Genomic DNA, 20,430 nt, shown 5'->3' on the forward strand with positions numbered 1-20,430 from the left:
CGAGCAGCATGCCGGACGCCGTCGTCGTTGGAAGGGAACGCAACAGCCGTGACGGAGACCCACAGCAGCGCCCCGCGGGGGGACAGCGGCCCGGAGGCCGCCCGACTGGTGGCCAGCCGGGTGCTGGACGTGCCGGACTTCCCCAAGCCCGGTGTCCTGTTCAAGGACCTGATGCCGCTGTTCGCCGACGGAAAGGCGTTCCGCGAGGTTGTCGACGGGATCGTCGCGTACCACGGGCGGGACGCGTTCGACGTGGTGGTCGGCATCGAGGCGCGGGGGTTCGTCGTCGCGGCGGCCGTCGCGTACGCGGCCGGGGTGGGTGTCGTACCGGTGCGTAAGGCCGGCAAGTTGCCCCGTCCGGCGCACTCGGTCTCGTACGCGCTGGAGTACGGCGAGGCCACGCTCGAGGTGCACGAGGACGCCTTCACCGCCGGCCACCGGGTGCTCGTCGTCGACGACGTGCTGGCCACCGGGGGCACCGCCGAGGCGACGCTGGACCTGGTCGAGCGTGCGGGCGGTACGGTGACGGGCTTCACCGTACTGTTGGAGCTTGCCTTCCTGGGCGCCCGGGAGCGACTGACGCCGCGTCCGGTCCATGCCCTTTTGACCGTTTGATCCCTGTCGCGCTGGCGCTGGGACGGGGGTGCGCCCACGTCGCGGATCGAACGGCCGTGCCGACCGGCGGAGCCGGGGCCCGGTCAGGCCGGCCGCCCGGGGCGTCGACCGTCCGGCGGAGCGGCAGGGGACCGTCCGTGCGGGTAGCATTGCCCATTGCTGACGCCGGCGGTACACCGTCCGGCGACGCGAGACCAGGCCGGCCGACACACGGCCGGCGTGTTTCCGGCGAGCGGTGAGGAGGCCGGTGTCCCACGATGTCGTCCCTCCGGCGGAGGGCACGGTGCACCCCACAGGCGACGCTGACGGCTCGGTGACCGACCGGAACGGCGACGCGCCGGCCCGGGTGACGGGCACCGACAACGGCTCCGGCAGGGCTCCTGCCGACAGCGTGACGGCTCCTACCGAGGTCACGGCGAGCGCCGTCGAGGCGTCGCCCGGCGCGGACGGGGTCGTGGTTCCGTTCCCGACCGATGTCGACCCGTCGCCGAGCGGCGGCTTCGGGTTCTCCAACGCGCCCACCGGCCGACGGGTGCGCGCCCGCCTGGCCCGGTTCAACGCGCCCTGGCAGACCTCGCAGGTCAGCGAGGTGCTGGAGCCGCTCATCGCCAGCCACCGGGAGAACCACCCGAAGGCCGACGCACGGTTGCTCCAGCGTGCCTTCGACACGGCCGCGCGGTGGCACTCCGGCCAGTACCGCAAGTCCGGCGACCCGTACATCACGCATCCCCTCGCCGTGGCGACGATCCTGGGCAACCTGGGGATGGACACGACCACGCTGGTCGCCGCGCTGCTGCACGACACGATCGAGGACACCGAGTACACCCTCGACGCGATGCGCGCCGACTTCGGCGGCGAGGTCGCCCTGCTGGTCGACGGCGTCACCAAGCTGGACAAGGTCAAGCTGGGCGACGCGGCCAAGGCCGAGACGATCCGCAAGATGGTCGTGGCGATGGCCAAGGACCCGCGGGTGCTCGTGATCAAGCTGGCCGACCGGCTGCACAACATGCGCACCCTGTCCTTCCTGCCGGCGCCCAAGCGCGAGCAGAAGGCCAAGGAGACCCTGGAGATCCTCGCGCCGCTGGCCCACCGCCTCGGTATGAACACGATCAAGTGGGAGCTGGAGGATCTGGCCTTCGGCACGCTCTTCCCGAAGCGGTTCGAGGAGATCAACCGGCTGATCGGTGAGCACCAGCCGCAGCGCGAGTCGCTGCTGCGGCAGGTCACCCAGAAGGTCGGCACCGACCTGAAGGCCGCCAAGATCAAGGCGGAGACGACCGGCCGACCGAAGCACCTCTACTCGATCTACCAGAAGATGATCGTGCGGGGTCGCGACTTCAACGACATCTACGACCTGGTGGGTGTGCGGATCCTGGTCGACACGGTGCGGGACTGCTACGCGGCGCTCGGGGTCATCCACGCCAACTGGCAGCCGGTGCCGGGCCGGTTCAAGGACTACATCGCCATGCCCAAGTTCAACATGTACCAGTCGTTGCACACGACGGTCATCGGGCCCACCGGCAAGCCGGTGGAGATGCAGATCCGCACGTACGCGATGCACCGCACCGCCGAGTTCGGCATCGCCGCGCACTGGAAGTACAAGGAGCACAAGGGCACCCCGGTGGTCGGTCCGCCGGCGCACATCGACGAGATGACCTGGCTGCGGCAGCTGCTGGACTGGCAGCGCGAGGCCGCCGACCCGAGCGAGTTCCTGGACGCGCTGCGCTTCGACCTGTCCAGCCAGGAGGTGTACGTCTTCACCCCCAAGGGTGACGTCATCCCGCTGCCGACCGGGTCGACGCCTGTCGACTTCGCGTACGCGGTGCACACCGAGGTCGGGCACAAGTGCATCGGCGCGCGGGTCAACGGCAAGCTCGTGCCGCTGGAGTCGACGCTGTCCAACGGCGACGTGATCGAGATCTTCACGTCGAAGTCCGAGACGGCCGGCCCCACGCAGGACTGGCTGGGATTCGTCAAGAGCCCGCGCGCCCGCACCAAGATCCGCCAGTACTTCAACAAGGAGCGGCGCGAGGAGGCGATCGAGGCCGGCAAGGACGCGATCGTCAAGGCGATGCGCAAGCAGGGCATGCCGCTGCAGCGGATGCTCACCTCCGACGCGCTGATGTCGATCGCACGGGACCTGCACCTCGCCGACGTGGCCTCGCTCTACGCGGCCGTCGGCGACAGCCAGGTCTCCGCGCAGTCGGTGGTGCAGAAGCTGATGGCCGCGTACGGCGGCGAGGAGGGCGCGGCGGAGGACATCGCCGAGACCGCCGTCGCCACCCGGCCGCCGCGCAGCCGGCAGAGCAGCAGCGACCCGGGCGTGGTGGTCCGGGGCGTCAGCGACGTCTGGATCAAGCTGGCGCGGTGCTGCACCCCGGTTCCGCCCGACTCGGTGTTCGGGTTCGTCACCCGCTCCGGTGGGGTGAGCGTGCACCGTGACGACTGCGCCAACGCCGAGGACCTGCGGGCGCAGGCCGAACGGGTGGTCGAGGTGAGCTGGAAGCTCACGTCCGCCTCCACGTTCCTGGTGGCGATCCAGGTCGAGGCTCTGGACCGGCACAAGCTGCTCGCCGACGTCACCCGGGTGCTCTCCGACGAGCGGGTGAACATCCTGTCCGCGACCGTCACCACCACCCGTGACCGGGTCGCGGTGAGCCGGTTCAGCTTCGAGATGGCCGACCCGAAGCACCTGGGCCACCTGCTGGCCACCGTTCGCAAGGTCGACGGTGTGTTCGACGCGTACCGGGTCACCTCCGGCGCCTGACGCGTACCCCACACACGAGAGCGCCCGCCGGCTCAGCCGGCGGGCGCTTCGTCATCCTGGTGGGCGTCAGCCCTGCGGCGCGCTCATCGTGAGGGTCTTGATGACGACCTCCTTCTTCGGGTGGCCGCCACCGGCCTGCTGGGCGAACGCCCCGTCGTCGCCGGCCTTGGCCACGTCCTTGACGATGTCCATGCCACCGGTGACGGTGCCCAGCACGGTGTACGCCGGGTCGAGCGGCGAGTCTCCGTACACGATGAAGAACTGGCTACCGGTGCTGCCCGGCTGACCGGAGTTGGCCATCGCGATGACACCCTCCGGGTACGGCGGGCGCTTGTCGGTGGGCAGGTTCTCCTCGGGCAGCCGGAAGCTCGGGCCACCCGTGCCGTCGGTGTCCCGCCAACCCTTGCCGGTGGCGCTCGGGTCACCGCACTGCAGCACCTTGATGCCCTCGGTCACCAGGCGGTGGCACTTGGTGTTGTCGAAGAACTTCTTCTCGGCGAGGAGGCTGAACGCCCCCGCCGTGCAGGGCACCTGCGACCGGTCGACCTTGGCCGTGATCGGGCCCAGGTTGGTGTCGATCGTCATGGTCTGCACACCGCTGGCGGACTGCTGGTTGCTCGGTACCCCGACGTCCTTGATCTGCGGGGACCGCTGGTCGGCCGGCATCGCGTTGTAGACGCACTCGGACGCCCCGGGCGCCGACGCGGCGTTCTTGTCCTTGTCGTCGTCGCCGCCGAGGGTCGTGGCCAGCCAGACGGTGCCGGCGACCACGAGGACCAGCACGGCGGCGGCGCCGACGATCGCCTGCGTCTGGCGGCGCTTGCGGGCCTTGGCCGAGCGCTCGGCCATCTCCTTCTCGAGTCGGGCGCGTGCCGCCGCGCGCTGCCGCTCTCTGGTGGACGTCACGCCTGGATCCTCCTGGCTGTTTGCTGCGGGGTGCCGCTCGGGTGGGTGGGGGCGACCGGTCAGCCGGCGCTCGGGCTGCTGGCCGGGGCGCCGGAGGGCGGCGGTGCCGCGCCGGTGACCGGCTCGCCGACCGTGAGGCTCTGGATCACCACGTCGGTCTTGGGCTTCACCTTCGCCCCGGTCCCATTGTCCACGGTCGGCTGGGCGCCGATCTTCTCCACCACGTCCAGCCCGCCGGTGACCTTGCCGATCACCGGGTACTTCGGGTCCGCCGTGGTGAAGTCCTTGAAGAAGATCAGGAACTGGCTGCCGTTGGCGCCCGGCGGGTTGGAGATCATCGCCACGGTGCCCTTGGGGTACGTCGGCGGCTGTCCGGGCGCGGGGCTGGCCGAGGGCGACGGCGCGGTCGGCACGTCCTCGTCGTAGAACGAGTAGGTGGGCCCACCGAGGCCGGTGCCGCTGGGGTCACCGCAGCGTAGCGCGCCGTCGGTGGTGATCTCGTGGCACTTGGTGTTGTCGTAGAACGACCGGCTCGCCAGGTGGGCGATGCTCGCGGCGGCGCACGGCGAGCTGGTCAGGTTCAGCTCGGCGGTGATCGGCGCGCCCTGGTTGGTGGTGACGGTCATCGCCCGGGTGCCGTCGGTCGGCAGACCCTTGGTCTCCGGCGTGCCGACGTCCTTGAGGTTGGTGTTCGCCGTCGCGTCCTGCGGCGTCCAGAGGCAGGTGTCCTCCGCGGCCGCGTTCTGCTTCGGGTCGGAGTCGAACGCCCCGAGCGCCCAGGCCGAGCCGGCCACGATCACCGCGAGGACCAGGAAGGCGCCCACGCCGGCCTGGATCTGCCGACGCCGCCGCGTGGCGGCCGCCCGGCGTGCCATCTGCCGGTCGAGCTTGGCCCGCGCCAGTTTGCGCTGCCGGTCCCTGCTGGAAGCCACAGGTGCTCCCCTTTCTTCGCCTGATCGTCACCGGCGGCCGGCTCTCCCGGCCCGTCCGGGCGTCGCGTGTGCCGCGCCACACGCCCGCCAGAGTGTACGGCTAGTGACTGGGAATGTGGTGTACGAGGTCCACCCCGTCCCGAGCAGCGCTTATCGGAAGTTGTCACTGTGCCGGTCGGGGCGCGCGGGACGGACGCGGCGAACCCGCTCGGCCCGCCCGATAGGCTGCTGGCAGGACGACAGCTCGACGGAGAGGACAGCGCCCGTGCTCGTGGCCGGCTTTCCCGCGGACGCCTTCGGCACCAACTGTTACGTGGTCGCCACCGCGCCGGGGGAGCAGTGCGTGGTGGTCGACCCCGGCATCGGGGTGCTCGACCAGCTCGACCCGCTGCTCGCCGAGCACCGCCTGCATCCGGCCGCTGTGCTGCTCACCCACGGCCACCTGGACCACACGTTCTCGGTGGCGCCGGTCTGCGACGCCCGCGGGATCACCGCGTACGTGCACCCCGGCGACCGGGAGATGCTCGCCGACCCGGCCAAGGGCCTCTCGGCCGACCTGACGTCGCTCTTCGGCGGCCGGCTGAGCTACAGCGAGCCGGAGGACGTGGCCGAGTTGACCGACGGCGCCACCCTCACGCTCGCCGGCCTGGAGATCGCCGTCGACCACGCGCCGGGCCATACCGGCGGGTCGGTGCTGTTCCGGCTGCCCGGCGCCGGGTCGGGCTGGGAGGCGGACGAGATCTGCCTCTCCGGCGACGTCCTCTTCGCCGGTTCGATCGGCCGCACCGACCTGCCCGGCGGCAGCATGCCGGCCATGCTCGCCAGCCTGCGCGACAAGATCCTTCCGCTGGCCGACGACACCGTCGTGCTGCCCGGCCACGGCCCGAGCACCACCATCGGCCGCGAGCGCGCCGGCAACCCGTACCTCGTCGAGGTGGCCGGCACGTCGCCGGCCGCGCCCACCCGGGGTTTCTAGATCATTCGTCCGCGCCGCGCGCGGACCCACGACACCACCGCGCCATGGGCGCGGAACCGCAAGGAGTACGCGATGAGCAAGCCCACGCCCATCTCCGGGTTCCCGGAGTGGACCCCCGGTCAGCGGATGATCGAGCAGTTCGTGCTCGACAAGATCCGCGACACCTTCGAGCTGTACGGGTTCGCCCCCCTGGAGACCCGCTCGGTGGAGCCGCTGGACCAGCTCCTGCGCAAGGGGGAGACCTCCAAGGAGGTCTACGTGATCCGGCGGCTGCACGCCGACGCCGAGGGCGCCGGTGGTGATGACCAGCTCGGGCTGCACTTCGACCTGACCGTGCCGTTCGCCCGCTACGTGTTGGAGAACGCCGGCAAGCTCACCTTCCCGTTCCGTCGTTACCAGATCCAGAAGGTGTGGCGGGGGGAGCGGCCGCAGGAGGGCCGCTACCGGGAGTTCGTCCAGGCCGACATCGACATCGTCGACCGGGACACCCTCGCCCCGCACCACGAGGCGGAGATGCCGCTGGTCATCGGGGACGCGCTACGCGCCCTGCCCATCCCGCCGGTGACCATCCAGGTCAACAACCGCAAGATCTGGGAGGGCTTCTTCCGGGGCATCGGGGTGACCGACCCGGAGGCGGCGCTGCGTACCGTCGACAAGCTCGACAAGATCGGCCCGGCGAAGGTGGTCGAGCTGTTGGCCGAGACCGCGGGGGCGAGCGAGGCGCAGGCCAAGGCGTGCCTCGCGTTGGCCGAGATCTCCGCGCCGGACGCCTCGTTCGCCGACGCCGTACGCGCGCTCGGGGTCAGCGACCCGCTGCTGGACGAGGGCGTCGACGAGCTGGTCCGGGTGGTGGAGACCGCGGCCGGGCACTCGCCCGGCCTCTGCGTGGCCGACCTGCGCATCGCCCGCGGCCTGGACTACTACACGGGCACGGTCTACGAGACCCAGCTGCGCGGCTACGAGCGGTTCGGCTCGATCTGCTCCGGCGGCCGGTACGACAACCTGGCCAGCGCCGGCGCCGTCTCGTACCCCGGTGTGGGCATCTCGATCGGGGTGACCCGGCTGCTCGGGCTGCTCTTCGGGGCGGGGGAGCTGACCGTCTCCCGTTCGGTGCCCACCTGTGTCCTGGTGGCGCTCGCCGACGAGGAGCACCGGGCGGCCAGCGACAAGATCGCGGCAGAGCTGCGTCGGCGGGGGATCGCCACCGAGGTGTCCCCGAGCGCGGCCAAGTTCGGCAAGCAGATCCGGTACGCCGAGCGGCGGGGCATTCCGTACGTCTGGTTCCCGGGGGCCGACGGCGCGGCGGACGAGGTGAAGGACATCCGCTCCGGTGAGCAGGTCACGGCCGACGCGCAGGCCTGGACGCCACCCCCGGGCGACCTCCGGCCGGCGGTGAACTGAGGGCTTCCACTGGCGCTATCGGTCGCGGGGACCTACGGTAGCGTAAGTTACGCCACCGTAGGGAGTTCTTCGTGACCGTGAGCACCACACTGAGCCAGACCGCCCTGCTCGTCGAGCTGGAGCCGGTAGTCGCGCGCAACCTGGACCGCCATCTCTCGTTGGCGAAGGAATGGTTCCCGCACGAGTACGTGCCGTGGAGCGAGGGGCGCACCTTCGACGGGCCGCTCGGTGGCGAGGCGTGGTCGCCGACCGACTCGACGATCCCGGACGTGGCCCGCACCGCGCTGATCGTGAACCTGCTGACCGAGGACAACCTGCCCTCGTACCACCACGAGATCGCCACCCTGTTCGGCCGCGACGGCGCCTGGGGCACCTGGGTGCACCGGTGGACCGCGGAGGAGGGCCGGCACGGCGTCGCGATCCGCGACTACCTGACCGTCACCCGCGCCGTCGACCCGGTGGCGTTGGAGCGGGCCCGGATGACGCACATGTCGGAGGGCTACACGAACGCCCACGGCGACGAGGTGCTGCACTCGCTGGCGTACGTCTCGTTCCAGGAGTTGGCCACCCGGATCTCGCACCGCAACACCGGCAAGGCCACCGGCGACCCCGCCTGCGAGGCGCTGCTGGCCCGGGTGGCCGCCGACGAGAACCTGCACATGGTCTTCTACCGGAACCTGCTCGCCGCCGCGTTCGAGCTGGCCCCGAGCCAGGCCATGCGGGCCGTCGCCGATGTCGTCGCCGACTTCCAGATGCCCGGCAGCGGCATCGACGGCTTCGCCCGCAAGTCGGTGGCGATCGCCCTGGCCGGCATCTACGACCTGCGCCAGCACCGCGACGAGGTGTTGCAGCCGGTGCTGCGCCAGTGGGACGTCTTCAACGTCACCGGCCTCGACGCCGACGGCGAAGCCGCCCGCGAACAACTCGCCACCCAGCTCGACGCCCTGGACCGCGCGGCGTCCCGCTTCGAAGAAAAGCGCGACGCCCGAGCCGCCCGCCTGGCCCAGCGCTAACCCCCACCTGCACCCCGTCGATCTTGCACTTTCTGTTGTCACGAATCGGGGCACAGCCCGCGTTTCGGTGACAGGAACTGCAAGATCGACGGCAAAGGGGTGGGGTTAGGGGAGGGGGAGGATCAGGCAGGTGCTGGTGGCGTGGGCTACCAGGCGGCCCTGCGCGTCCGTTAGGCGGGCTTCGGCCAGGGCCGTGCGGCGTCCGCGTTGCAGGACGGTGCCCTCGCAGCTCAACGTGCCGCTCGCGACGGTGACCGGCCGGAGGAACTTCACGTTCAGGTCCAGCGAGGTGTAGCCGACCCCGGCGGGCAGCGTGGTGTGTACGGCGCAGGCGGCGGCGGTGTCCAGCAGTGTCGAGAGGACGCCGCCGTGCACGGTGCCCAGCGGGTTGTAGTGGAACTCCTGGGGGGTCAGCTCGACGACGACCCGCCCCTCGTCGGCCTCCATGCGGGCCATGTCGAGCAGGTGCATCACCGGGGGCGCGGCCAGTTCCCCCGCGATCATCGCGCGAAGCATGTCGAGGCCGCTGCGCCGACCGACCTGCGCCGCGTTGGCCGCCGGGTCCGACCAGGTGAAGGTACGGCTGCGCGCCGGCTCCTGAGTCTGTGTCATGGACGCAGCGTCGCAGGATGTTGCTGAGTCTGTCAATGAGACCTAGCCTGGTCGGATGAGGCCCGCGGCACTGGACTGGTCGGTGGAGAACTGCACCATCGCCCGCGCGATGGAGATCCTCGGCGAGCGGTGGACCATGGTGGTGCTGCGCGAGGTGTTCAGCGGCGTACGACGCTTCGACGACATGCGGGTCCGTACCGGGATCCCCAGGCAGGTTCTCACCAACCGGCTGGCCCTGCTGGTCGAGCGGGGCGTCCTTCGTCGCGAGCCGTACCGGGAGCCCGGCAGCCGACTGCGCCACGAGTACCGACTGACGGAGATGGGCCTCGCCCTCTGGCCCGTGCTCGTCGCCGTGCTCGGTTGGGGCGACAGGTACCTGGCCGACGCCGAGGGCGCGCCGTTGCGGGTGGAGCACCGCGACTGCGGCGCCGAGGTGCGCGCCGAGCTGCGCTGCGCCGACGGGCACGAGGTGCGGGACCCGCGTGACGTGCTGCCCCGCCCGGGGCCCGGCGCGCGCCGCCGCGACCCCTGACGCCGCCGGCCGCCCATCCCGGGGCGTCACACGTGTCCGCCCGGACGAGCCGGCGTGGCACGCGTCCGCCGGGCTTGCCGGCGTCGTAGACGGCCGTCGGAACGGGCGGGCCGGCGTGGCACGCGTCCGCCTGTTGTGGCGTCAACCGCCTCCGTTGCCCGGCGCTGTCCGAAAGGGATCCGGCGGTCGTCGGGGTGTGACGGTAGATGTCCCCGAGTGTGTCGATGGTGTTGCGCCGACGTCCTCGGTGACGTTCGACGAATTCGGGCGAAACCAGATCTTGTTAATGATCTTAAGTATGTGAATACTTCAGTTCACTCGACCGGTTTTCGCAGATCGGCCGGGTTGCCCTCGGGTCAGCCATCCCCGGCCAGACCCGTCTCCCCCGCCCAGGAGGTTTGTTACATGCGACCCACGAGGTCCTCCTTCCGTGTTGCGGCGACCGTCGCCGTGACCGGAACCCTGGTCGTCGGCTCGCTCATCGGCGCACCCGCCCAGGCCGCCCCCGCCGCCTCGCCCGACGCCGGCGCGGCCCTCTCCGCTCAGCTCGGTGACCGCTCCGCCGGCTCGTACATCGACGCCAGCGGCAAGACCGTCGTCACGGTGACCGACGCCGCCGCCGCGAGCGCGGTCAGCAAGGCCGGAGCGAGCGTCCGGTACGTCACCCGTGGCGCCGCCGAGCTCAACCGGGCCACCGCCGAGCTGGAGCGCTCGGCGAAGATCCCGGGCACCGCCTGGTGGAGCGACCCGATCACCAACCAGGTGGTCGTCTCCGTCGACAGCACCGTCACCGGCGCCAAGCTGGAGCGGGTCAAGGCGGCCGCCGCGCGCGCCAACGGCGCGGTGCGGGTCGAGGCCGAGGCCGGCGTGCTGAGCACCCGGATCTCCGGTGGCCAGGCCATCTACACCGGCGGTTACCGCTGCTCGCTGGGCTTCAACGTGCGCAGCGGCAGCACCTACTACTTCCTGACCGCCGGGCACTGCACCAACCTCGGCAGCAACTGGTACTCGAACTCGAGCCAGACCAGCCTGCTCGGCACCCGTACCGGCACCAGCTTCCCGGGCAACGACTACGGCATCGTGCGGCACAGCAACTCGGCGAACGCCGCCGGTAACGTCTACCTCTACAACGGCAGCTACCGGGACATCACCGGCGCCGGCAACGCGTCGGTCGGCCAGTCGGTGCAGCGCTCCGGCAGCACCACGGGCCTGCGTAGCGGCTCGGTGTCGGCGACCAACGCCACGGTGAACTACGCCGAGGGCTCGGTCTCCGGCCTGATCCGCACCAACGTCTGCGCCGAGGGTGGCGACAGCGGTGGCTCGCTCTTCTCCGGTAGCACCGCGCTCGGCCTCACCTCCGGCGGCAGCGGTAACTGCCGCACCGGCGGTACCACCTTCTTCCAGCCGGTCACCGAGCCGCTGAGCGTCTACGGCGTCAGCGTCTTCTGATCGACGTACCGCACGCGGGCCGCCGGGGCACTCCGGCGGCCCGCGTCGCGCGTGCGGGTCGGCTCACGCGAGCCGGTCGGGCCCGTCCGTCGGCAGCAACGAATCCGGGGGTACGACACCGGTCGTCGGCACCGACGGTCCGACTGGCGTGGTGCCGGCGGCGGCCCACGCGAGATGCGCCCGGCGCGCCGAGAGCACCGCCAGCAGCGGCCAGAGCGAGACGCCCACCGCCGTCACCCGTTCGGCCAGGCCGGTCCGGGATCCGCTGGTCACCTCGAACGCGAACCAGCCGAACAGGGCCAGCAGCACCAGCGTGGCGCTCAACCCCACGCCGCGCCGGAACGCCCAGGGCGGTTGCGGCGTGCGTGGATGCGCGGCGTCCGGGCCACGCGACAGCCGCAGCGCCGACCCGGCCGGCCAGAGCGCCAGCGCCAGGACGGCGATGGTCGCCACGATGCCGTGGCTGAGCGAGCCGCCGACCGTCGGCCGGGGAAAGGCGACGAGCGCGATGGTGGCCACGCCGCCGACGGCGAGCAGGAAACGGCTGGGTAGCCCGGCCGCGTGCAGCACCGCGGCGGTCGCCAGGTAACAGCACCCGAGCAGCACCAGGGCACTGATCATGATCCAGGCGTCGGTGGCGTCATGCCCGGCCAGTTCGCTGATGGTGTCGCGGATCGGGTCGTACCCGGCGGGTTGCCGGGCGCCCGCGACCGTCCAGCCGCCCACCAGCAGCACCGGCGCGGCGACCGCCGTGGCGACGCCCCAGTTCGGTACGGCGCGCATCAGGCCACGCTAACCGGCGTCGGGGCCCGCTGCCCGGGGTTCGCCGGCTCGTCCACCAGCGAATCGGGCCGGGCTGCCGGGTGCCCCCCAGCGGGCCCGGCCACCCCTGACAGAATGCGGGGTGAGGACTGTTCCACGATGAGGAGTTGCCAGCCGTGATCCGTACCCACAATGCCGGAAGCCTGCGCGCCGCGGACGCCGGCTCGACGGTGACGCTCGCCGGGTGGGTGGCCCGCCGGCGCGACCACGGCGGTGTCATCTTCGTCGACCTGCGTGACGGCTCCGGCGTCGTGCAGGTGGTGTTCCGCGAGGAGGACGCGCACGCGCTGCGCAACGAGTTCTGCGTGAAGGTCACCGGCGAGGTGACCCGCCGCCCCGAGGGCAACGAGAACCCCGACCTGCCCACCGGCGAGGTCGAGGTGACCGCCGCCGCGCTGGAGGTGCTCTCCGAGGCCGCGCCGCTGCCACTGCCGGTGGACGACCAGGTTGAGGCCGGTGACGACATCCGGCTCAAGTACCGCTACCTGGACCTGCGCCGCAGCGGCCCGGCGAACGCGCTGCGGCTGCGCTCGCGCGCCAGCCAGCTCGCCCGCGGCGTGCTGCACGAGCGGGACTTCCTGGAGATCGAGACGCCGACGCTGACCCGGTCGACCCCGGAGGGCGCCCGGGACTTCCTGGTGCCGGTGCGGTTGCAGCCCGGCAGCTGGTACGCGCTGCCGCAGTCGCCGCAGCTCTTCAAGCAGCTGCTGATGGTCGGCGGCATGGAGCGGTACTACCAGATCGCCCGCTGCTACCGCGACGAGGACTTCCGCGCCGACCGGCAGCCGGAGTTCACCCAGCTCGACATCGAGATGTCCTTCGTCACCGAGGACGACGTGATCGACCTCGGCGAGGCGATCGTCTCGGCGCTCTGGCAGGACCTGGCCGGGCACGAGATCACCCGACCGATCCCGCGGATCACCTGGCACGACGCGATGGCCCGGTACGGCTCGGACAAGCCGGACCTGCGCTACGGCGTCGAGCTGACCGAACTGACCGACTACCTGCGCGGCACCGAGTTCCGGGTGTTCGCCGGGGCGATCGACGCGGGCGGCTACGTCGGCGCGGTGGTGATGCCCGGTGGCGCGGCCCAGACCCGCAAGGAGCTGGACGGCTGGCAGGACTGGGCCAAGGCGCGCGGCGCGCGGGGCCTGGCGTACGTGGTGCTGGACGCCGAGACCGGCGAGGCGCGCGGACCGGTGGCCAAGAACCTCTCCGCCGAGCACCTGGGCGGGCTCGCCGACGCGGTCGGCGCGAAGCCGGGCGACGCGGTCTTCTTCGCCGCGAGCACCACCACCCGTGAGGCGCAGGAGCTGCTCGGCGCTGCCCGGGTCGAGATCGCCAAGCGCTCCGGCCTGATCGACGAGAGCGCCTGGGCGTTCTGCTGGGTGGTCGACGCCCCGATGTTCGAGAAGACGGACGAGGGCGCGTGGACGGCCGTGCACCACCCGTTCACCTCGCCGAACGCGGAGTGGGTGGACCGGTTCGAGGAGGCGCCGGACCGGGCCCTGGCCTACGCGTACGACATCGTCTGCAACGGCAACGAAATCGGCGGCGGGTCGATCCGTATCCACCGGGGTGACGTGCAGAAGCGGGTCTTCGACCTGCTGGGCATCACCCCGGAGGAGGCGCAGGACAAGTTCGGCTTCCTGCTGGAGGCGTTCAAGTACGGCGCCCCGCCGCACGGCGGCATCGCGTTCGGCTGGGACCGGGTCTGCATGCTGCTGGCCGGCGCGGACTCCATCCGCGAGGTCATCGCGTTCCCGAAGACCCGGGGCGGCTTCGACCCGCTGACCGGCGCGCCCACCCCGATCACCGCCCAGCAGCGCGCCGAGGCCGGCATCGACGCCAAGCCCAAGCCCGCCGCCACGCCCCACACCGGCACCGCCGGCCCGGCCGCCCCGGTGGCCGACCCGGTCTAACCCGTCCCTGTTTGGTTGATCAAGAGGTTTGCGTCATCATCGCCCCGCGAGATGACGCGAACCTCTTGATCAACGGGGGAGTGGGCCGGGATGCGGGTGCTTGTCGTCGGGGGTAGTGGGTTTCTCGGGCGGGAGGTTTGTCGGCGGGGCGTACGCGTGGGGCTTTCGGTCGTCGGGACGTTTCACTCCGGTGAGATCGGGGTGCCGGGGGTCGCGGCGCGGCGGTTGGACGTGACCGACCGCGCCGCCGTGCGCGCGCTGGTCGCCGAGGTGCGGCCGGACGCCGTGGTCGCGACCCCCTATCGGTACGACGACTGGACGGTCACCGCCGACGGCGCCGCCCACGTGGCCCTCGCCGCCGCCGAGGTGGGTGCCCGGCTGGTGCACCTGTCCAGCGACGCGCTGCACGGCGGCCGACCCCAGCCGTACGCCGACGACGAGCCACCCAGCCCGGTCAACGCGTACGGGGCCGCGAAGGCGGCGGCCGAGACCGCCGTACGGGCGATCGATCCGGGCGCGGCGCTGGTGCGTACCTCGCTGATCCTGGGGGAGGGCAGCAAACAGATCCAGCTCTGCCGCGACGCGCTCGCCGGGCGGGCCGTCCTGTTCACCGACGAGGTCCGGTGCCCGGTCGACGTCACCGACCTGGCCGACGCCGTGCTGGAGCTGGCCCGATCGTCGTACGCCGGTCTGCTCAACGTGGCCGGTGTCGACGCGGTCAGCCGGGCCGAGCTGGGCCTGCTGGTCGCCGAGCGGTTCGGGCTGGACGCGACAGGACTGAAGACCACCACGGCCGCCGCCGTCGGTGTCGTGTGCCCCAGCGGCGTACGCCTCGACTCCGCCCGCGCCGCCGGCCTGCTGCGGACCCGCCTGCGCGGGGTACGGGAACTCCTCGCTTGACATCGTGCACACTTTCTATGCACAACTCTTGTGCATAGAAAGTGTGCAGAGATAGTGTGCAGTCATGGCGAATGACGAAGCGACCCCGCAGCCGACCCCCCGGGAGGTGCGGATCGACAAGCGGCAGGTCCGGGTGCTCGCGCACCCGCTGCGGATGCGACTGGTCGGTGCCCTGCGGGTGAACGGGCCCGCCACCGCCACCACCCTCGCCGAACTTCTCGGCACCAACACCGGCGCGACCAGCTACCACCTGCGCCAACTCGCCGAGGTCGGGCTGGTCACCGAGGATCCCGACCGGGGCAGCGGACGGCAGCGCTGGTGGCAGGCCGCGCACGACGTCACGAGCTGGGAGCCGAGCGACTTCGACGACGACCCCGACGCCCGTGCCGCTATCGAGTGGATCCAGGGCGACCAGGTGCGCCTCCTCGTCGAACACGCCGACCGCTGGTTCGCCAATCAGCACGAGTGGTCCCCCGCCTGGCGGGACGCCTTTGGCATGGGCGACATCTTCCTGACCGTCCCGCCTGAGCGGCTGGAGGCGCTCAAGGCGGAGGTGTGGCAGGTGCTGGAGCGGTACCACCGCGAGGCCGAGTCGGTCGACGCGGCCGAGCCCGCCGACCCGCAGGCCCGCCCGGTGCAGGTCTTCCTGGCCGCCTATCCGCTGCTGGACGGTCCCAAATGAGCGTGAGGAGTGAGTCGGGTTTGCGAGCCCCGCAGTCGCGAATGGAGGTGACGTCGTGAGCGCGCTCACCGTACGCCAGGTCCGGCGTCGCTACCTCACGCTGTACGGCCTGCGCTGGCTGCCCACGGGCCTGCTGATCCCGGTGCTGATCCTGCTGATGCAGGAGCGCGGCCTGTCGCTGCCGCAGATCGGCCTGGTCAGCACCGCGCAGGGGCTGCTGGTGCTCGCGCTGGAGCTGCCCACCGGTGGATTCGCCGACGCCCTCGGGCGCAAGCCGGTCCTGCTCGCCGCCGGGGTTCTCAACCTCGCCTCCCTCGCGGTGTTCGCGGTGGCCGACTCGTTCGCGCTGTTCTTCCTGGTCTGGGCCCTGCAGGGTGTCTACCGGGCGCTCGACAGCGGCCCCCTGGAGTCCTGGTACGTCGACGCCACGCTGGCCGCCGACCCGCAGGCCGAGTACGAGAAGGGCCTCGGCTACGCCGGCACCGTCGTCGGGATCGCCATCGGCGGCGGGGCCCTGCTCAGCGGCGGACTGGTCGCGCTCGGGCCGCTCGGCCCGGTCAGCGCCCTCACCGTGCCGGTGCTGGCCGCGCTCCTCGCGCAGGCGGTGGCGCTCGGCGCGTTGCTGGTCCTGCTGGTCGAGGAGCGCCCGGCCGCCGGTCTGGCGGCGGTGCGCGCGTCGGTGACGCAGGCCCCCCGCATGATCGGCCAGGCGGTCGGCCTGCTGCGCCGATCCCGGGTACTGCTCGCATTGGTGGCGGTGGAGCTGTTCTGGGGCTTCGGCATGATCACCTTCGAATCGCTGCTGCCGGTCCGGCTCGCCGAGGTGGTCGGCGACCCGGAACGCGCCGCCGCGCTGCTCGGCCCGGCCAGCTCCGCCGCCTGGATCGCCAACGCGGCCGGCGCGGCGCTCACCCCGCTACTGCTGCGCTGGCCCGGGGCGGCGCCGGGCGCGGCCCTGCTGCGCATCCTGCAGGGGGCGACGGTCGTCGGGATGGGACTGCTCGCCGGCCCGGTCGGGGTGCTCGTCGCCTACCTGGCCTGCTACGCCGTGCACGGCGCGTCGAACCCGCTGCACAGTGGCCTGCTGCACCGCCAGGTCGACGGCCCGTACCGCACCAGCGTGCTCTCGCTGAACTCGATGATGGCGCAGCCGGCCGCCGCGCTCGGCGGAGTCGTGCTGACCGCGCTCGCGGCCAGCACCAGCGTGGGTACGGCGATGGTGGTCGGCGCGGTCGTGCTGGCCGTCGCGGCCCCGCTCTACCTGCCCGCCTGGCGGGCCGACCGGCGGGCAACCCCCGTCGCCGAACCGGTCACGATTCCCGTAGCCGCCGATCGATGAGGGGGAGGGGCCGCCGGTCCTGGACGGGTGGCCCCTTCCGGTGCTTTCAGGTGAGGCGGATCGAGGCGAGCGGGAGGGTGTCGGTGAAGCCGAGCCGACGGTAGAGCCGTACCGCGCCGACATTGCTCGGATAGACGCCGAGCCCCACGGTGTCGTAGCGGGCCAGCAGAGCCCGAGTCATCCCGGCGGTAAGCGCCGCGCCAAGGCCGCGACCCCGCTGGTCCGGGGCTACGGTCAGACCGGCGAGGAAACCGATCTCGCCCTGACTGCGATCCGCCCCGCATGCCACCAGCCGGTCGCCGGCGCGGATGCCGTACCAGGCCACCACGCGTGGATCGGTCGGGCGGGAGGTGGTGCTCGGAAACGCCTCGTCGATCAGCGCCTCCATGGCGGGGCGGTCGCTGTCGGTGAGCCTTACGACCCGCTCCTCGTTCGGCTGGAGCGGCGGCGGCGTCGAGGTCCAGTGGAAGACCCAGTCCCGGTGTTCGGCCACCGACAGTCGGTCGGACAGTTGTTCGCGGTCGTGCTGGGGCAGGTGCAGCCGCTGGCCCGGGAGCAACATCCCTCCGGCGACCAGCGCGACACACATCTCGATCGCCGGGTCGGGCGGGCCGATCGCGCAGCCGGCTGACCCGTGCTCGGGCGGCAGCAGCCACAGCACGGCCCCCTCGCGCCGGTAGCCGCGCGCCGACGGGCGGCCGCCGAGCGCGTGTCGGGCGAACGGGTGGTGGCCGGCGGCGGCCAGGATGGCGGCCCGGTCGTGGAGCACCTGGTCGTCGACGATCATGCAGTTCAGCCTAGGTGTCGGCGTACCGGCAACCAAGCCGGGCTGGCGATGCGCCCCGCTCGACGGCCGGTGTGTCGTACCGCGCCGCCAAGATCGTCACAACGTGGGGGATGTTGCTGCTTCAGCGGCGCCGGAGGCAGCGACTTCACCGAAGTTGCGCGACGGGGCCGGAGCGAGGTGAGCGGCGACCGGCCGGTGGGGTACGCATCAGATCCACGGTGGAGATTGGCGGGTCGACCGATTGGGTACATCACGCGCCGACCTACTGGGAACCCCCACCGGAGGACCGATATGCTCGCCATTCTCGCGGCCATCGTCTTTGGCTTCGCCCTGCTGATCGACCTGTTCGACACCAACTTCGGCGCGCCCGACCTGTTCAACTGGAACACCCTCGTACTCATCGGCCTCTTCCTGCTCGCGCTCTACCTGGGCGGCGTCGGCAGCGGGCCGCGCGGCGGTGGTGGCGGTCGCTGGTACCGGGGTCGTCGCCCCGGCCGTGGCTGACCGAGACCGATCAGCGGTGGCCCGGCCCGTAGCGCGATTCCGGCGTCTCGGGTCGGGCCCGGTACTGTCTTCGTGATGGAGTCCGACGCTCTCTTCTCCCTCGGTGCCCCCACCGGGTCGCGTGGCGCGCCCGAGGGTCCCGCCGGTGTAGACGGCTTCACTCCGGTAGCGGACGATTCGCCCCTGCCTGTCCGCATGCGACCCGCGAGCCTGGACGAGCTGATCGGGCAGGACCACCTGCTGGCCCCCGGCGCGCCGCTGCGGCAACTGGTCTCCGGCGGTGCGCCGATGTCGGTCATCCTCTGGGGTCCGCCCGGTAGTGGCAAGACGACCATCGCGCACCTGGTGGCCGGCGCGACCGACCGCCGTTTCGTCGCCATGTCGGCGCTGTCCGCCGGCGTCAAGGACGTCCGCGCGGTGATCGAGACGGCCCGTCGTCAGCGCCGTTCGGGCGGCCCGCAGACGGTGCTGTTCATCGACGAGGTGCACCGGTTCAGCAAGACCCAGCAGGATTCGCTGCTCGCCGCCGTCGAGGACCGGACGGTCACGCTCCTCGCGGCGACCACCGAGAACCCGTACTTCTCGGTCATCTCGCCATTGCTCTCGCGGTGCGTGCTGCTCACCCTGCAACCGCTCGACGACGACGCCGTACGCGGCCTGCTGCGCCGCGCGGTCGCCGACGGGCGCGGCCTGGGCGGCGCGCTCACCCTGGCCACCGATGCCGAGGACCATCTCGTCCGGCTCGCCGCCGGTGACGTCCGCAAGGCGTTGACCGCGCTGGAGGCGGCGGCGGCCTCCGCCACGGCCCTCGGCGCCGGGCGCATCGACCTGGCCACCGCCGAGCAGGCGGTCGACGTGGCGGCGGTGCGGTACGACCGCGACGGCGACGCCCACTACGACGTGATCAGCGCCTTCATCAAGAGCATGCGCGGCTCGGACGTCGACGCCGCCGTGCACTGGCTGGCCCGGATGCTGGTCGCCGGGGAGGACGCCCGGTTCATCGCCCGACGACTCGTCATCTTCGCGAGCGAGGACGTGGGCATGGCCGACCCCACCGCGCTGAGCGTGGCCACCGCCGCCGCGCACGCGGTGGAGTACGTCGGCCTGCCCGAGGTGCAGCTCAACCTGGCCCAGGCCGTGATCCACCTGGCCACCGCGCCGAAGTCGAACTCGGCCACCACCGCGATCGGCGCTGCCATCGCCGACGTACGGGCCGGGCGGGGCGGTCCGGTGCCCCGGGGTCTGCGTGACGCGCACTACGCCGGCGCCCGCGGGTTGGGCCACGGCACCGGATACCGCTACCCGCACGACGACCAGCGCGGCGTGGTCACCCAGCAGTACGTCCCCGACGACCTGGTGGGCGTCGACTACTACCAGCCCGGCCCACACGGGGCGGAACGGTCCGTGGCGACGCGGCTGCCGCTGCTGCGCCGGATCGTGCGCGGGCTGCCGGTCCCGCCGGCCCGCCCGGAAAGTCCGCCCGCGACGGCCGGACCGGCCGCCACGGCCGCGCCGGCCGCCGGGGATTCGGTAACGCCGCAGCCGGGGACGGCGCTTGCTGGTCGGAACGGCCGGGCGGTCACGGGTGTGGATGGTGCCGCTACGACGCAGGACGGCGGCACGAACGCCGCAGGAGAGGGTCAACAGTGAGATCGCGTGGTGCCGACCGCCCCGACGAGGGCCCGGACGAGCGGCGTGATCCCCGCGCCAAGGGCCGCCGCTGGGGTCGAGGCCGAGCCGAGGCCGAGCCGGAGGAGCCGGTAGCCGGCGAGGAGTTCGGCTGGATCGACGACCTGCGTTCGGCCAAGCAGCAACGGGGCGAGCTGGGCCCGGACGGGGTTCCGGTTGAGCCGGTGCCGCCGCGTGCCGGCGTGCCGACGCCCCCGGACGCGCCCCCCGGCCCGCGCCGGCCGGACACCGAGGCCGCCGGGGCGCGCCGAGGTGTCGACGGACCCTGGCCCGGCGAGACGCCCCCGCCCGGTCGCCGCCCGGACGCCCGCCCGCCCGCCGACCGGGCGCCGGTTGAGCGCCCGCGTGAGCTTGGGCCGGCCGGCGTCTCCGGTCCGCCGTCGCCGCGCGGCAACCAGCCAGTTCCCGGCGTCGACCCGCGCGCCGCCGCGGGCCCGCGTACGCCGCCGTCCGTCCGTCCGGGCGGCGGTGACCCGGCCGACCCCGCCGGCCCCCGACCGAGGGGCGGCGCTCCGGCCGGCCGCGCGCGAGGGCGTCCGTCCGTCGGGGCGTCGGGGCCGCGGGTGGGGGGTCCGGGGGTGG

At 72.3% G+C, this 20,430-nt stretch carries 17 protein-coding genes and 2 pseudogenes; 14 read left to right on the forward strand and 5 right to left on the reverse strand.

What is annotated here, in order from left to right; translation table 11 throughout:
- Positions 1-48: 48 nt before the first annotated feature.
- Positions 49-615, forward strand: coding sequence for an adenine phosphoribosyltransferase (locus AB0J36_RS32675; protein ID WP_357133529.1), 567 nt, complete (start codon positions 49-51; stop codon positions 613-615).
- A gap of 247 nt (positions 616-862) precedes the next feature.
- Positions 863-3,382: a bifunctional (p)ppGpp synthetase/guanosine-3',5'-bis(diphosphate) 3'-pyrophosphohydrolase gene (locus AB0J36_RS32680; RefSeq protein WP_355053635.1), complete on the forward strand. Its 2,520-nt coding sequence runs from the start codon at positions 863-865 to the stop codon at positions 3,380-3,382.
- A 66-nt stretch (positions 3,383-3,448) separates the two neighbouring features.
- Here the strand turns inward: AB0J36_RS32680 and AB0J36_RS32685 are convergent, their stop codons facing one another.
- Both AB0J36_RS32685 and AB0J36_RS32690 read right to left on the reverse strand, forming a co-directional pair.
- Positions 3,449-4,288, reverse strand: a complete 840-nt coding sequence (locus AB0J36_RS32685) for a peptidylprolyl isomerase (RefSeq protein WP_355053634.1) — start codon at positions 4,286-4,288, stop codon at positions 3,449-3,451.
- A 59-nt stretch (positions 4,289-4,347) separates the two neighbouring features.
- Complete coding sequence (locus AB0J36_RS32690) at positions 4,348-5,220, reverse strand: peptidylprolyl isomerase (RefSeq protein WP_357133515.1); 873 nt, start codon at positions 5,218-5,220, stop codon at positions 4,348-4,350.
- A 265-nt stretch (positions 5,221-5,485) separates the two neighbouring features.
- On the opposite strand from AB0J36_RS32690, the gene AB0J36_RS32695 reads away from it, so the two are divergent.
- From AB0J36_RS32695 to AB0J36_RS32705, 3 genes are all read left to right on the forward strand, one after another.
- The gene (locus tag AB0J36_RS32695) at positions 5,486-6,196 is read left to right on the forward strand and encodes an MBL fold metallo-hydrolase (RefSeq protein ID WP_363661528.1); all 711 of its coding nucleotides are present in this window, start codon (positions 5,486-5,488) and stop codon (positions 6,194-6,196) included.
- Between the two features lie 72 nt (positions 6,197-6,268).
- A complete protein-coding gene (gene hisS / locus AB0J36_RS32700; RefSeq protein WP_357175765.1) occupies positions 6,269-7,597 on the forward strand; it encodes a histidine--tRNA ligase in 1,329 nt (442 codons plus the stop codon).
- Between the two features lie 71 nt (positions 7,598-7,668).
- A complete protein-coding gene (locus AB0J36_RS32705; protein ID WP_357133509.1) occupies positions 7,669-8,610 on the forward strand; it encodes an acyl-ACP desaturase in 942 nt (313 codons plus the stop codon).
- A 105-nt stretch (positions 8,611-8,715) separates the two neighbouring features.
- Here the strand turns inward: AB0J36_RS32705 and AB0J36_RS32710 are convergent, their stop codons facing one another.
- Positions 8,716-9,222 carry a PaaI family thioesterase gene (locus AB0J36_RS32710; protein WP_357133507.1) on the reverse strand — a complete coding sequence of 169 codons (507 nt, stop codon included), beginning with the start codon at positions 9,220-9,222 and terminating at the stop codon, positions 8,716-8,718.
- Positions 9,223-9,277: 55 nt separating this feature from the next.
- Between AB0J36_RS32710 and AB0J36_RS32715 the strand changes: the two genes are divergently transcribed.
- Entirely contained in the window at positions 9,278-9,754 is a 477-nt protein-coding gene (locus tag AB0J36_RS32715) for a helix-turn-helix domain-containing protein (RefSeq protein WP_357175763.1), read from the forward strand.
- Between the two features lie 405 nt (positions 9,755-10,159).
- Positions 10,160-11,203, forward strand: coding sequence for a S1 family peptidase (locus tag AB0J36_RS32720; RefSeq protein WP_357175760.1), 1,044 nt, complete (start codon positions 10,160-10,162; stop codon positions 11,201-11,203).
- 63 nt (positions 11,204-11,266) lie between these two features.
- Here AB0J36_RS32720 and AB0J36_RS32725 read toward each other — a convergent pair whose 3' ends face one another.
- Positions 11,267-11,986 carry a DUF998 domain-containing protein gene (locus AB0J36_RS32725; RefSeq protein ID WP_357398640.1) on the reverse strand — a complete coding sequence of 240 codons (720 nt, stop codon included), beginning with the start codon at positions 11,984-11,986 and terminating at the stop codon, positions 11,267-11,269.
- Between the two features lie 155 nt (positions 11,987-12,141).
- On the opposite strand from AB0J36_RS32725, the gene aspS reads away from it, so the two are divergent.
- The 4 genes and pseudogenes from aspS to AB0J36_RS32745 form a co-directional block, all read left to right on the forward strand.
- Positions 12,142-13,947: an aspartate--tRNA ligase gene (gene aspS, locus AB0J36_RS32730; RefSeq protein WP_357398637.1), complete on the forward strand. Its 1,806-nt coding sequence runs from the start codon at positions 12,142-12,144 to the stop codon at positions 13,945-13,947.
- Positions 13,948-14,037: 90 nt separating this feature from the next.
- Entirely contained in the window at positions 14,038-14,847 is an 810-nt protein-coding gene (locus AB0J36_RS32735) for a sugar nucleotide-binding protein (protein WP_357398635.1), read from the forward strand.
- Positions 14,848-14,911: 64 nt separating this feature from the next.
- Positions 14,912-15,529, forward strand: a complete 618-nt coding sequence (locus AB0J36_RS32740) for a helix-turn-helix domain-containing protein (protein ID WP_357133495.1) — start codon at positions 14,912-14,914, stop codon at positions 15,527-15,529.
- 55 nt (positions 15,530-15,584) lie between these two features.
- Positions 15,585-16,805 (forward strand): annotated as a pseudogene (locus AB0J36_RS32745) (MFS transporter); the annotation flags it as partial.
- Positions 16,806-16,914: 109 nt separating this feature from the next.
- Here AB0J36_RS32745 and AB0J36_RS32750 read toward each other — a convergent pair.
- Positions 16,915-17,655, reverse strand: coding sequence for an N-acetyltransferase (locus AB0J36_RS32750; protein ID WP_357398631.1), 741 nt, complete (start codon positions 17,653-17,655; stop codon positions 16,915-16,917).
- A 291-nt stretch (positions 17,656-17,946) separates the two neighbouring features.
- Here AB0J36_RS32750 and AB0J36_RS32755 point away from each other — a divergent pair, with 291 nt between their 5' ends.
- From AB0J36_RS32755 to AB0J36_RS32765, 3 genes and pseudogenes are all read left to right on the forward strand, one after another.
- Positions 17,947-18,159 carry a hypothetical protein gene (locus AB0J36_RS32755; protein ID WP_357133491.1) on the forward strand — a complete coding sequence of 71 codons (213 nt, stop codon included), beginning with the start codon at positions 17,947-17,949 and terminating at the stop codon, positions 18,157-18,159.
- Between the two features lie 75 nt (positions 18,160-18,234).
- The gene (locus AB0J36_RS32760; protein WP_357133489.1) at positions 18,235-19,809 is read left to right on the forward strand and encodes a replication-associated recombination protein A; all 1,575 of its coding nucleotides are present in this window, start codon (positions 18,235-18,237) and stop codon (positions 19,807-19,809) included.
- Positions 19,806-20,430 (forward strand): annotated as a pseudogene (locus AB0J36_RS32765) (hypothetical protein); the annotation flags it as partial. The gene AB0J36_RS32760 and the pseudogene AB0J36_RS32765, both read left to right, overlap by 4 nt.

Origin of the sequence: Micromonospora sp. NPDC049662 (assembly GCF_040675055.1) — a bacterium.
Lineage (GTDB): Bacteria > Actinomycetota > Actinomycetes > Mycobacteriales > Micromonosporaceae > Micromonospora.